Origin of the sequence: Kutzneria viridogrisea DSM 43870 (assembly GCF_000525635.1) — a bacterium.
Taxonomy (GTDB): Bacteria; Actinomycetota; Actinomycetes; order Mycobacteriales; family Pseudonocardiaceae; genus Kutzneria; species Kutzneria viridogrisea.
Map to the genome: position 1 here is coordinate 4644963 of NZ_CP007155.1, position 12291 is coordinate 4657253.

Consider the following 12291-nt stretch of genomic DNA (forward strand, 5'->3'; position numbering starts at 1 on the left):
GTTGCCATGGGGCGTGGGGTGGGGAAGCGGACTCGTCAGCTGTTGGTGTTCGTGCACGTGGCGGTGTCGGTGGGCTGGATGGGCGCCGGCGCCGCGAACGTGGTGCTGGCGATGACGGCCGGGTACACCGCCAGTGCCGAGGTCCGACAGGTGTGCTACCAGATGATCGACCAGGTCGATGGGTTCGTGGTCATCCCGATCGCGTTCGCTGCGCTGGCCAGCGGGGTGTTGCTGTGCCTGGTGACGCCGTGGGGACTGGCCCGGTACTGGTGGGTTCTGGTCAAGCTGGTGCTCACCGTGGCCGTCATCGGCTACAGCACGTTCGGCTTGGGGACCTGGGTGGAAGACAGCATCGCCGCGAGCACGCGGGGAGTGGAGAGCCCGGTCGCCGGTCAACTGGCCTACGGCGCAGGCTTGAACATCGCCGCGTTTCTGTTCATGACCTGGCTGTCGGTGGCCAAGCCGTGGGGCAAGACCCCGTGGGCACCGGCCTCGCCTCGACGCGGACACCGGCCGGTGGCGCCGCGACTGGCCGCGGGCTAGTGAGGCGACGACCGACATCTTCGGCGACGCGATCGCGGACACCACCGCGTTGAGGATCCTGCACCCGTGCCGACACGGGGACGTGCGGCTTGCGTTGGGGCCGAACAGGATCGCGGAGGGTTGGCGGCCCGAATGGTGCGCTGGGTGCGGGTGAGCCAGTCGGCGTCGTCCAGGGCAGGCAAGCGGGGTGGCGAGGCCGTGGGGAAACTCGCAGGTGCTGACTGGGTTGAACTGGTCAATGCGATGGGGCAGGGATTGCGAGTGGATGCCGGGCACCAGGATCGGCTGCAGGTGCGTCGCCTGATCGGGTGTGGGTGCCTGGGCCAGTACACCCCAACACCACTACGTGAGTTTGAAAACGAGATGTTCACCGGCTACGGGCGATTCGCCTCTCGGTGACATGCGAAGTGAGCTGACTTGGCCAACGAACCAGGCGGCCTGTTGCGGCGGCTGGCGCCAGCCGATCGAGTCGGCAAAGGAAGGTGAACCAAGCCCGAGGCGAGCTCCCTCCAGGTGAAGGAGAATTTGGAGAGGGGCCAGGAAGGCGGCTTCTTGCCGTGTGGCCACCTCGGCGAGAAACTGGAATAGGCGTGCTGATTTAGCGAGGAGTAATGACAGTGGGATGGGCGTTGCGAACGGTGCGGTTGGCCGGCTGTTGTCGACAGCAGGGCTCGACCGGCGTCCTGGAACCACTGCGATCGGACTGGCTCGGCTCGCGGCGGTGATGGTCGGTACGCCCGGGGATTCTGTGGGGCGAGAATACGATTTCTCCCGGTAGGCACGGTGGCCGCCATGGGCGCCTGAGCTGCGGGGGAGCACGTGCGCGTCTTCGGTGCCGCCTGGACTCTCCTGACTTGCGCTGCCAAAGCCAAGGTGTCCGCAGAATTTCAAGAAACTTTCCAAGTGTGCTCTAGGTGCCCGTGAGTTCAGTGCTGGGCGCCCACTTTTTCTGCTGCGTACGGCCGCAAGTAGCGTGAGAATTTTCTGGCCGCAGATGATGGCATGGCAGATGATGACATGGACGGGTGGTATGAACTATCGAAGCGTTATTGTTGCGCGCATCGTTCCGGGTAGCGAGGACAAGGTTGCCGAGGTCTTTGCCCACAATGACAGGACGACGCGACCGCAGGACTTCGGTGTGATTGGGCGTGCCCTGTACTCGCTGGATGACCTCTACGTGCACGTGATCGAGCGCAACGTAGACCCGAAGACCTCGTTGAGCAAGGCCCGCGGGCTACCCACCTTCAAACAGATCGGCGAGGCCATCGCGCCGTACGTGACGCCGTACTCGAAGAACTGGAAAGTGCCGGCCGACGCCGTCTCCAAGGAGTTCTACAACTGGGTTCCTGCGACGAAAGCAGCACCAGGTCCCACATTTCAAACGGTCATCGTGGCACGCATCAAACCCGGTGCCGAGCCCGATGTCGCCCGTATCTTCGGCGAGTCCGACGCCGGGCCGCTGCCGGTCGAGATGGGTGTCGCCGGACGCTGGCTGTACTCGCTGGAGGACGTCTACCTGCACCTGATGGAGCGGACCGACGCATCGCTCGCCCGCGCCGTGCAGGACAACCACGGCAAGCCGGCGTTCGCCAAGATCGTGGACGACCTGAGCCCGTTCATCAGCGCGTACAACCCGCAGAGCTGGCGCAGTCCTGTGGACGCGGTGGCCAAGGAGTTCTACCGCTGGCGCGTTGACGGCTGATGACCATGGCCACGATCGAACTTACCCCCGCGCCTGAAGGGCTTGCGGAAAGCCGACAGGTGCTCCCGGGCCGCCCGAGGTCGCTCTCACGCAACCAGGGCGACGAGCACACGGTCCATCTCGCCGACGCGAGGGCGACCCAGGAGAAGGAAGCTGCGGCACCATGAGCGCGCAACCGTTCCACCTCGAGGACCTGATGGACATCCTCGAGGACAAAGCTGGGCTCCCGGCAGCCGACCGCACCACGGACGCGAGCCTGACACTCGAGGCGGCCGGGCTGGATTCGCTGGCATTCCTGGCCGTGCAGGCAGCGCTCGAGACGCGATACGGGTTCGAGCTGCCCGACGAGGGCCTGCAACACGCCCCGTTCGCCGATCTCGTCGCCGCCGTCAACGAGCGGCTCGACCAGGTGAACGTGGCATGAGCGGACACACCGACAACTCGGTGCTCATCAAGGCACCGATCGACGTGGTCTGGTTCATGACCAACGACGTGGCGTCCTGGCCGAACCTGTTCACCGAGTACGCCTCGGCGGAAATCCTTGCCCACGAGGGAAACACCCTGACGTTCAGGCTTTCCATGCACCCCGACGAGAACGGCACCGTCTGGAGCTGGGTGTCCGAACGGACCATGTATCCCGAGCAGTACAAGGTGGTGGCGCACCGGGTCGAGAAGGGGCCGTTCCAGTACATGGACATCGAGTGGATCTATCAGGAAGTCGGTGGGGCAACCCAGATGCGGTGGGTGCAGGACTTCGCGATGCGCCCGGACGCACCGCTCGACGACGCCGCGATGACCGACCGCATCAACAAGAACTCCCGGATCCAACTGGACATCATCGCGCGCAGGGTCGAGCGCGCCGCGGGACGGGCCTCATGAGCACCACTCCGCCAAACAAGGCCAACCGGGCCGATGACATCCGCATCGTGTCCCGTCACGACGTCCCACCGAACCGGCGCCGTGGCGGCGACATCAGGACCCTGCTGTCCCCCGCCACGACCGGCGCCACCTCCGGCTTTCTCGGCACCCTGACACTCGACCCCGGCGAGGTGGTCACCGAGCACTGGCACCCGTACTCCGAGGAGTTCCTCTACTGCGTGCGTGGCGCGATCACGTTGCGGTTGGACGGGAACCCGCGGCAACTGGGGGCCGAGGAGGGCGTGCTCATCCCCGTCGGCGTCCGGCACCGGCTGGTCAACGACAGTGGTGCCACGGCATTCCTGGTGTTCAGCCTGGGCCCGCTCGCGCCCCGGCCCGAACTCGGCCACGTCGACACCGAGCCCCTGCCAGGCGAGGTCTCGGGATGACCAGGCGCGGGCGGGCGTCAGTGATCACTGGCGTCGGTGTGGTGGCCCCAGGGGGCAACGGGTGCAAGGAATTCTGGCAGTTGATCACTAGTGGCCGGACCGCGACCCGCCGGATCTCGTTCTTCGACCCGGACCCGTTCCGTTCCCAGATCGCAGCCGAATGCGACTTCGACCCACTCGCGGCCGGGCTCACCCCACAGGAGATCCACCGCAACGACCGCTTCATCCAGTTCGCGCTGGTCGCCGCGAGCGAGGCGGTCGCCGACAGTGGGCTCGAACTCACCAAGGGCTCGGTCGACCACAACCGGCTGGCCGTCGCCATGGGCAGCGCCGTCGGTGCCACCACCCGGCTCGAGGACGAGTACGTGGCGCTTTCCGATGGTGGCCGCAAGTGGCTGGTGGATCCCCGCTACGCCAGTAGGTTCCTGTACGAGGCGCTGGTGCCCAGCAGCATGGCGGCCGAGGTCGCCATCCGGTTCGGCGCCAACGGCCCGGCCGCCGTGATCTCCACCGGGTGCACCTCCGGCATCGACGCGGTGGGATACGCCCACCAGCTGGTCGAGGACGGCGATGCCGACGTGGTGATCGCGGGCGCGAGTGACGCACCGATCTCCCCGATCACCATGGCCTGCTTCGACGCCATCAAGGCGACCTCGGCGCGCAACAGCGATCCGGCCCACGCCTCCCGCCCCTTCGACGCCACCAGGGACGGGTTCGTGATGGGGGAGGGCGCCGCGGTGCTCGTGGTCGAGGACGCCGAGCACGCCAGGCGCCGCGGTGCGCACGTGTACTGCACAATCACCGGGTACGCCAACCGCTGCAACGCCTTCCACATGACCGGGCTCCGGCCCGACGGCGCCGAGATGGCCGAGGCGATCAGCCGCGCACTGGGTCAGGCGCGGATGCGGGCCGAGGACATCAGCTACGTCAACGCACACGGATCCGGCACCAGGCAGAACGACGTGCACGAGACCGCGGCGTTCAAGCGCAGCCTTGGGGAGCACGCCTACCAGGTACCGGTGAGCTCGATCAAGTCCATGGTCGGGCACTCGCTCGGCGCGATCGGCTCGATCGAGCTCGCCGCGTGCGCGCTCGCAATCGAGAACGGGGTGGTCCCGCCCACCGCCAACTACGAACAGCCGGATCCGTTGTGCGACCTGGACTACGTACCCAGGACAGCGCGCGACCAGGCGGTTGACGTCGTGCTGTCCGTGGGCAGCGGCTTCGGCGGCTTCCAGTCGGCGATCCTGTTGGCCAAGCCGGGCTGGTCGCGGTGAACGCGACGGTGATCACCGGAGTCGGTGTCCTCGCACCCAGCGGCATCGGGACCGAAGCGTACTGGCGGTCCACCATGGGCGGCGAGCTGCACGTCAGCCCGATCGAGGCATTCGACGCGAGCGGGTACGACACCTGCATCGCAGGTCAGGTGCACGGTTTCCGCGTCGAGGACTACATCGACAACCGCCTCGCCGTGCAGACCGACCGGTGGACCCAAATGGCACTGGCCGCCACGGAGCTCGCCCTCACCGATGCCGGCTACGACGTGGCCGGACAGGACCAGTACGACATCGGTGTCGCCTTCGGCAGCGGCTCCGGCGGGGTGGAGTTCGGCCAGCGGGAGATCCAGGCGCTGTGGGCGCAGGGCCGGCGAGCGGTCAGCGCCTACCAGTCGATCGCCTGGTTCTACGCGGCGAACACCGGGCAGGTGTCGATCAGGCACGGAACCAAAGGTCCGTCCAGTGTGGTCGTCACCGACGGCGCGGGCGGACTGGACAGCGTCGGCCAGGCGCGCAGGTCCATCCGGCGCGGTACGTCGGTCATGCTCGTCGGCGGCACCGAGGCACCGCTGTGCCCGTACTCGCTCGCCTGCCAGTCGGCCAGCGGGCGGATGACCACCAGCCGCGATCCGCGAGGCGGCTACAAGCCATTCGACGTCGAGGCCAACGGGTACGCGCCGGGAGAGGGCGGCGCCGTCCTGGTTCTCGAGGACGCCGCCGAGGCCAAAGGCAGGGGCACCGCGCGGGTGTACGCCGAGGTCGCCGGCTACGCGGCCACACACGACGCGCACCACCTCTGGCGCCCGGCCGAGGACAGCACGCAGTTGACCAGGTGCATGCGGCTGGCCATCGAGGACGCCGGGCTCTCGCCGGAGGCCGTAGACCTCGTGCTCGCCGACGGAGCGGGCAGCCCTGACCTCGACGCACTGGAGGTGCGCGCGATCCGGGACACCTTCGGCCCCCGCGCCGAGAGCGTTCCGGTGACGGCGCCGCAGGGCCTCATCGGGCGGCTCTGCGCGGGCGGGTCCGCGCTGAACCTGGTCGTAGGGGTGCTCGCCATGCGGGACGGCGTGGTCCCGGCAGTCGGCAACCTCACCAACCCCGTTCCCACCTACGGCCTCGACTTCGTTCGCGAGCCTCGCCGGATGCCCGTCGACGTCGTCCTGGTCACCGCGCGCGGCTACGGCGGGTTCAACAGCTCCATCGTGCTGCGCAGGCCATCTGAGGAGATGTCATGATCAGGGCAGTGCTCAGGGTGCGCGCGCGTCCGGGGTGCGAAGACGCCGTGCGAGCGGTGTGGCGTGAGGTCGCCGGGCAGATCGGCGTGCTTGCCGGCAACCTCACCCGCAACGCGCTCCGCGACGCCGTCGATCCGCGCGTGTTCGTCCTCGTCACTGACTGGACCGACGAATCCGCATTGCGCGACTACCAGAACGGACCGGTCGCCGCGTGCCTGGCCGACGCCGTTCGTCCACTGTGCGAGACCGATGAAGCCCCGAGCTACCAAGTGATGCGCGCTCTCGACGGCAGCGGATCGGCAATCTGCGTGGATCTCACGGTCGCCGTACCGACACCCAGGCGCCGGGAGTTCGAACGCGGGTACGCCGAAGTCGCCGCCAGGATGGGCGCCGTCCCCGGACACGTTCACGAGGAATTGCTGCGCGAGGCCGATGCTGACGCTTACCACATCTTCGCCGAGTGGGCCAGCGAGGCGGCGTTCTCCGAGTGGGTCGACGATCCAGCACACGCCGAGCAGGCCCAGCCGATCGCGCCGTTCCTCCGCGAGTTCCGGCGCCGCATCTTCCACCTCGCGGCTCAGCCCGTGACCAACCGAGTGCCCCAGGCCAGGGAGACCGACGTGCACAGGACAACAGACGTACTCGTCGTCGGGGCAGGCCCCACCGGGCTGACCACCGCCATCGAGTTGGCCCGGCGCGGCATCGAGTGCCGAGTGGTGGACAGGCTGGCCGCACCGCCCGCGCAGGCCGACAAGGCGATCGGCGTGCACTGCCGCACCATGGAGATCTGGGAGGACCAGGACATCGCGCGGGAGGCGATGGACGCCGGGACCTGGCTGACCGGCCAGGCGGTGTTCGTCAACGGCGTGGAGGTCCACCGGATGAGCTGGGAGCTGCCGGAGCTGCCCTATGCACACCTCGGCCTGCCCCAGTACGAGACCGAGCGCATCCTCTCCGAACGGCTGGCCACCCTGGGAGTGCGCCCGCAACGCGGTGCTGAACTGATCGCGTTCACCCAGGACGAGGACGGTGTGCTGGCCACGCTCGCGACAACCGGTGCCGGGCTGGAGACGGTTCGGGCGAAGTACCTGGTCGGGTGCGACGGTGCGCACAGCAAGGTCCGCGAGTTGCTCGGGTTGACCTTCGCGGGCGGTCTGGGCCGGTTCCCGCAGCTGTTCCTGCTCGGCGACGTGGACGTGGAGTGGGACATGCCCGACGGCCACTTGCTGCGGTTCATCCGCGAAACCGACGGCCGGATGGACAACATGCTGGTGTGTGTCCCGCTGCGCGGTGAGTCCCGGTACCGGATCGCGACGATGGCGCCGCCCCGGTTCCTCGAGCAGACCGGCGGGCAGGACGCCCCGCCAGGGTTCAGCGAGGAACTCGCCGAACCCACCCTCGCCGAGGTCCAGGCGGCGCTGGACCAGCTCGCTCCGACCGGCACGCGCGCGTCCAACCTGCGCTGGTCCTCGGTGTTCCGGATCAGCCACGGGATCGTGGACCGGTACGGCGACGGGCGGGTGTTCGTCGCCGGCGACGCAGCGCACCTGCATCCCCCCGCAGGCGGCCAGGGCATGAACACCGGGATCCAGGACGCCTACAACCTGGCCTGGAAGCTGGCACTGGCGGTGCGGGGGATCGCCGCGCCCGGGCTGCTGGACAGCTACGAGATCGAACGGCGCCCGGCGGGCCAGGAGGTGGTCGGGCGTGCGGTGCGCATGGCCTTCACCGACGAGCTGGACCGCGATGACCTGAAACGCCAGTTCCTGCAAGAGATGTCCTTGCTGCTCAGCTACCCCGACAGTCCGCTGGTCGGCGAGTCCGTGTCCGCCCCCGATGCGCTGGGCAGCGGCCCACGGCCCGGTGACCGCGCTCCCGATGTCGGCGGTCTGCACCGGCAGGGTGTCGGGCACCCGCTGCGGTTGCGCGACCTGCTCCGCGGCACCAGGCACACGCTGCTGATCTACGCGGACGGCTCGGCCGACGAGTCCACGGTGGTCGCCGCGGAGAAGCTGTGCGCCGAGGTCCGTGAGCAGGCGTGCGGGGAACTCGACACGTACCTGCTGCTCAGCCCGGATGTCCGCGTGCCGCAGATGCTCAACCCCCCAGTGCTGCGCGACAACGGGGAGGAGTTCCGCGTGACCTACGGTGTCACGGGCACAGCCCTGTACCTGGTCCGTCCGGACGGACACGTTGGGTTCCGCAGTCACCCGATCGACGCCGACGCGCTCAGGAGCACCCTGGGCCTGGTCTTCGCAGGTGCGCGATGACCAGGGTGCGTACCGTGCTCGCGATGCGCACCAGGGAGGGCTGCGAGCAGCAGTTCGAGGAGGCGTGGCTCTCGGCGGCCACCCAGATCGGCACCCTGGACGGATGTCTGCGCCAGGACCTGCTCCGCGACATCAACGACCCGCGCAGCTACCTGATCATCAGTGACTGGGCCGACCGCGAACGGCTGGACGCCTTCGGCCGCAGCGAGCACCGCGACCAGTTGCTGCGCGTGGTCCGTGAGCTCCGTGACTCCGCGCACCGGAACACCTACCACGTCCTGCACAGCCTGCGAGGCGACACCGAGGAGCCCAGGTGACCGAGCACGCCGTACCCGCGTCAGAGCTCTACACCCACGAATTCGCCACCGATCCGTATCCTGCCTACGCGCGGATGCGTGACACGACACCGGTGTGCCTGGTCGGCTCGCCCCGGTTCGACTCCTACCTGATCACCGGGATGGACGACGCCAAGGCGGCGCTGACCGACCCCAGGCTGTCCAAGGATCTCTACGGCCCCGGTGAGCACTACCTCCGGATCTTCGGCCCGAACTCGGCTTCGCTGAACAAGAACATGCTCAACTCGGATCCGCCCGAGCACAGCAGGCTGCGCCGGCTTGTGTCCCAGGCGTTCGCGGCGCGCCGGATCGAGGCGCTGCGGCCCCGTGTGGTGGAGATCGTGGACGAACTGGTCGACGCGTTCTTCCCACACGGCCGGTCCGAGCTGATGAGCGAGTTCGCCATACCCCTGCCGATGATGGTGATCTGTGAACTGCTCGGGGTACCGGAAAACGACCACAAGCAGCTCATCGGCTGGACTGAAGTGATCAGGAAGTCCGGAGCGAGCCGCAGGCCCGAGGATGACAGGGCGGCGGTGCAGCAGGCCCAGCTGCGACTGCACCACTACCTTGCCGACCTGGTGCGGGACAAGCGCGCACACCCAGGTGACGACATCATCAGCGCGCTGGTCGATGCCTGTGACCGCGATGGGACGCTGTCAGAGCAGGAACTCGTGGCCACCACGTTCCTGTTGCTGTTCGCCGGGCACCAGACCACGGCGGACTTCCTGGGCAACGCGATGGTGGCGTTGCTGTCCAACCCCGACCAGCTGGCACTGCTTCGGGCCAACCCGGAGTTGCTGTCCTCGGCGGTCGAGGAGCTCCTGCGGTTCGACGGACCGCTCCCGGTGGCCAGTCCCAGGATCGCCACCGAGGACGTCGAGTACCAGGGAGTGCGCATCCCGCGTGGTTCGATCGTCGGTGTGGTGATCAACGCGGCCAACCACGATCCCGCGCACTTCGCCGACCCTGACAAACTGGACCTGTGCAGGCAGGGCGGCTCGCACGTCGGCTTCGGCTACGGAGTCCACTACTGCCTCGGCGTCTCGCTGGCCAGGATGGAGGCACAGATAGGCATCGGGGCGCTGCTGCGCCGCCTGCCTGGGCTGCGGCTCGCGGTGGCGGTCGACGAACTCCACCGGCTGCCGCCGGCCTCACCGTTTCGCGGCCTGGTGGAACTCCCAGTCCAGTTCACCACGGGCTGATCGGCAGCGACAGTGACGAAGTGCGGGGGAGGGGGACTGGGCTGGTGCGCCGCGGTCGATGGGGTGGCGTAGGTTGCCGTCGTGGCGAAGCCGTCCGCGTCGCCGAGTACCGTCACTGGCCGCACCTTGAAAAGTGCTACGCCACTTCTCGAACACGACCTGTGTCCAAAGAAAGCTGGGGCAGAACATGACTCCCACCAGGTACGACGGAGACACCTGGGACCTGGCATCCAGCGTCGGCGCGACCGCGACCATGGCCGCGATGACCCGGGCGATAGCGACCCGCGCGGATCGTTCGCTCATCGACGACCCGTTCGCCGAACCGCTCGTCCGGGCGGTCGGCATCGACCTCCTCACCCGGCTGGCGACCGGTGAACTGCCCCCCGAGGACTTGGTCGAGCAGGTGGCGATCGACGGAGCCAAGGTGCGTACCAAGTTCTACGACGAGTTCTTCCTCGATGCGACGAACTCGGGCATCACGCAGGTCGTGATCCTGGCCTCGGGGTTGGATTCCCGCGCGTACCGACTGCCCTGGCCGACCGGGACCGTGGTGTATGAGGTCGACCAGCCACAGGTAATCGAGTTCAAGACTCGCGCGCTGGCCGAGTTGGGTGCTGTGCCCACCGCCGATCGGAGGGTGGCCGCGGTCGATCTGCGCGAGGATTGGCCCACCGCGCTGCGTACCGCCGGGTTCGACCCGGCCCGGCCGAGCGCGTGGAGCGCCGAAGGCCTGCTGGGCTACCTGCCGCCTGAGGCGCAGGACCGCCTGTTGGACACCATCACCGAACTCAGCGCGTCGGGAAGCCGGGTGGCCACCGAAAGCAGGCCCAACCCACGACCGGGCGACGAGGACAAGACGAAGGAAGGCCTGCATCGCATCTCCGAACGCTGGCGTGCGCACGGTTTCGATCCCGACATGGCGAGGCTGCGTTATTTCGGTGAGCGCAACGAAGCTGCTCCCTATCTGACCGACCACGGCTGGGCGCTGAACGCAATCAGCACCCGAGACCTGTTCGCCGCCAACGACCTTCCACCCCTCAAGAACGACGACTTGCGCATGGGCGGCCTGCTCTACGTCAGCGGCACCCTCGACAAGGCCACGAAGTAGCAGCTACCCAGCCACGAGGACCGACGAGGCACGCCATCGGCCGCGCGGCGGTAGGACAGCCTGGCCCGAGACGGCGTTGACCCTCGCCGGCTGGCACTACTGCCCGCACGCCGCGCTGACCGCCCTGTTCCTCCTGGTTGACGAGGGAGTCTCGGCAGACGAGGCAACCCGCGTCGTCCACATCCTCCCGGCCGTCGGCGAGCACCTGGTGCGACGGGCACAGCAAATCCGTAGCCGCTCGGGCCGATCACTGCTCGCGCAGGTGGACGACTTCTTGCCCGTCCGGGAATCTCAGCTGTCCTGACTGCCAGAGCCAGTGCGGGCCAGGGCGGTCCGCTCAGCTGCTGGGAAGGCTGTGGTCGCGCCGCGCCGGAACTCGCTCGGGTTGGCGCCTCGGATCCGTTTGAAGGCTGCACTGAACGCGAACGGGTCGGAGTAGCCCACGCTGCGGGCAACGTGAGCGATGGTCGAGGACTTCTGCTCGACCAGTAGGTCTGCCGCGAGCGTCATACGCCAACGGGTGAGGTAGGCCAGCGGCGGTTCGCCGACCAGGTCGGCGAACCGTTTGGCTAGTGTCGAACGCGACACCCCGGTGCGTTGGGCCAGCGCGCTGACCGTCCATGGTGCCGCTGGTTCGGCGTGCAGCAGGCGCAATGCGACTCCGACCACCGGATCTCGCTGGGCGGTCCACCAAGCGGGGGGCTGTCCACCGGGCCGGTCCAACCATTCGCGCAGCGTGCAGACCAGCATCCAGTCCAGCAGCCGATCGAGCACCACCTGCTGACCCGGTGTGTCGAGGGAGACCTCGGCGGCGAGATGGTCCAGCACCGGGTCACCCGTGCCCCCGGCGTCCACGCGCAACACGACGGGCAGTGCGTCCAGCAGCCGACGGCTGATCTCGCCGCGGACCGGATAGGCGCCGACGATCAGGGTCGTCGCGCCGTGACTGTCACCGGTGCCCCCGCCCGAGTCGTGCCACCCGCGCCGATGCCGGGTCCCGCCCTGCTCGGGCGTCGCGCAGTGCTCACCGCAGGCGATCGGCGCGGCCCGGGTCCCGAGCTCGTCAACGAAAGTGAACGTCGCAGGCCCGCGCACAACGATCGTCTCGCGGGCGCGAAGCGGTTCGGGCTGATGGTGTTCGGGCACGATCCAGCCCGCCCCAGTGAGGACAGTGCACAAGGTCAGCGGTGCGCCGTCCACGAAGTGCAGTGCCCAGGGCGGGGACAGGGTCGAGCTACCGAACAGCGAGCCGTGGGCTCGTACCCCGCGGATCAGGTCACTGAACACGTCCACCTCAGCCAGGTTA

At 68.2% G+C, this 12291-nt stretch carries 14 protein-coding genes; 13 read left to right on the top strand and 1 reads right to left on the bottom strand.

Annotated features, from left to right (window positions below):
* Positions 1–6 precede the first annotated feature (6 nt).
* From KALB_RS20325 to KALB_RS47645, 13 genes are all read left to right on the top strand, one after another.
* Complete coding sequence (locus tag KALB_RS20325) at positions 7–543, top strand: hypothetical protein (protein WP_025357553.1); 537 nt, start codon at positions 7–9, stop codon at positions 541–543.
* Between the two features lie 132 nt (positions 544–675).
* Positions 676–942 (top strand): hypothetical protein, encoded by a 267-nt coding sequence (locus KALB_RS46595; RefSeq protein WP_148309545.1) that lies wholly within the window; start codon positions 676–678, stop codon positions 940–942.
* A 631-nt stretch (positions 943–1573) separates the two neighbouring features.
* Positions 1574–2245, top strand: a complete 672-nt coding sequence (locus KALB_RS20330) for a TcmI family type II polyketide cyclase (RefSeq protein WP_025357554.1) — start codon at positions 1574–1576, stop codon at positions 2243–2245.
* A gap of 163 nt (positions 2246–2408) precedes the next feature.
* The gene (locus KALB_RS20335) at positions 2409–2669 is read left to right on the top strand and encodes an acyl carrier protein (protein WP_025357555.1); all 261 of its coding nucleotides are present in this window, start codon (positions 2409–2411) and stop codon (positions 2667–2669) included.
* On the top strand, positions 2666–3124 hold the full coding sequence (locus KALB_RS20340) for an SRPBCC family protein (RefSeq protein WP_025357556.1): 459 nt from the start codon (positions 2666–2668) through the stop codon (positions 3122–3124). The genes KALB_RS20335 and KALB_RS20340 overlap by 4 nt, the downstream gene beginning before the upstream one ends.
* The gene (locus tag KALB_RS20345) at positions 3121–3552 is read left to right on the top strand and encodes a cupin domain-containing protein (RefSeq protein ID WP_025357557.1); all 432 of its coding nucleotides are present in this window, start codon (positions 3121–3123) and stop codon (positions 3550–3552) included. Before KALB_RS20340 ends, KALB_RS20345 begins: the two co-directional genes overlap by 4 nt.
* Positions 3549–4829: a beta-ketoacyl-[acyl-carrier-protein] synthase family protein gene (locus tag KALB_RS20350; RefSeq protein ID WP_025357558.1), complete on the top strand. Its 1281-nt coding sequence runs from the start codon at positions 3549–3551 to the stop codon at positions 4827–4829. The genes KALB_RS20345 and KALB_RS20350 overlap by 4 nt, the downstream gene beginning before the upstream one ends.
* Positions 4826–6067 (top strand): beta-ketoacyl synthase N-terminal-like domain-containing protein, encoded by a 1242-nt coding sequence (locus tag KALB_RS20355; protein ID WP_025357559.1) that lies wholly within the window; start codon positions 4826–4828, stop codon positions 6065–6067. Before KALB_RS20350 ends, KALB_RS20355 begins: the two co-directional genes overlap by 4 nt.
* Complete coding sequence (locus KALB_RS20360) at positions 6064–8337, top strand: FAD-dependent monooxygenase (RefSeq protein WP_030107820.1); 2274 nt, start codon at positions 6064–6066, stop codon at positions 8335–8337. Before KALB_RS20355 ends, KALB_RS20360 begins: the two co-directional genes overlap by 4 nt.
* Complete coding sequence (locus tag KALB_RS20365; RefSeq protein ID WP_025357561.1) at positions 8334–8654, top strand: putative quinol monooxygenase; 321 nt, start codon at positions 8334–8336, stop codon at positions 8652–8654. Before KALB_RS20360 ends, KALB_RS20365 begins: the two co-directional genes overlap by 4 nt.
* Positions 8651–9877 (top strand): cytochrome P450 family protein, encoded by a 1227-nt coding sequence (locus KALB_RS20370; RefSeq protein ID WP_025357562.1) that lies wholly within the window; start codon positions 8651–8653, stop codon positions 9875–9877. The genes KALB_RS20365 and KALB_RS20370 overlap by 4 nt, the downstream gene beginning before the upstream one ends.
* A gap of 187 nt (positions 9878–10064) precedes the next feature.
* Complete coding sequence (locus tag KALB_RS20375; protein WP_025357563.1) at positions 10065–10985, top strand: SAM-dependent methyltransferase; 921 nt, start codon at positions 10065–10067, stop codon at positions 10983–10985.
* Positions 10986–11061: 76 nt separating this feature from the next.
* Positions 11062–11289 (top strand): hypothetical protein, encoded by a 228-nt coding sequence (locus KALB_RS47645; protein WP_025357564.1) that lies wholly within the window; start codon positions 11062–11064, stop codon positions 11287–11289.
* Here the strand turns inward: KALB_RS47645 and KALB_RS20385 are convergent.
* Entirely contained in the window at positions 11277–12278 is a 1002-nt protein-coding gene (locus KALB_RS20385; protein ID WP_025357565.1) for a cupin domain-containing protein, read from the bottom strand. The two genes, KALB_RS47645 and KALB_RS20385, sit on opposite strands and share 13 nt — an antisense overlap.
* Between the last annotated feature and the right edge of the window lie 13 nt (positions 12279–12291).

Excerpts from the sequence above, each read along its gene's own strand:
- KALB_RS20330 (WP_025357554.1), top strand. The coding sequence starts at position 1,574 with ATGAACTATCGAAGCGTTATTGTTGCGCGCATCGTTCCGGGTAGCGAG.
- KALB_RS46595 (WP_148309545.1), top strand. The coding sequence starts at position 676 with ATGGTGCGCTGGGTGCGGGTGAGCCAGTCGGCGTCGTCCAGGGCAGGC.
- KALB_RS20360 (WP_030107820.1), top strand. The coding sequence starts at position 6,064 with ATGATCAGGGCAGTGCTCAGGGTGCGCGCGCGTCCGGGGTGCGAAGAC.
- KALB_RS20335 (WP_025357555.1), top strand. The coding sequence starts at position 2,409 with ATGAGCGCGCAACCGTTCCACCTCGAGGACCTGATGGACATCCTCGAG.
- KALB_RS20345 (WP_025357557.1), top strand. The coding sequence starts at position 3,121 with ATGAGCACCACTCCGCCAAACAAGGCCAACCGGGCCGATGACATCCGC.
- KALB_RS20375 (WP_025357563.1), top strand. The coding sequence starts at position 10,065 with ATGACTCCCACCAGGTACGACGGAGACACCTGGGACCTGGCATCCAGC.
- KALB_RS20325 (WP_025357553.1), top strand. The coding sequence starts at position 7 with ATGGGGCGTGGGGTGGGGAAGCGGACTCGTCAGCTGTTGGTGTTCGTG.
- KALB_RS20350 (WP_025357558.1), top strand. The coding sequence starts at position 3,549 with ATGACCAGGCGCGGGCGGGCGTCAGTGATCACTGGCGTCGGTGTGGTG.
- KALB_RS20340 (WP_025357556.1), top strand. The coding sequence starts at position 2,666 with ATGAGCGGACACACCGACAACTCGGTGCTCATCAAGGCACCGATCGAC.
- KALB_RS20365 (WP_025357561.1), top strand. The coding sequence starts at position 8,334 with ATGACCAGGGTGCGTACCGTGCTCGCGATGCGCACCAGGGAGGGCTGC.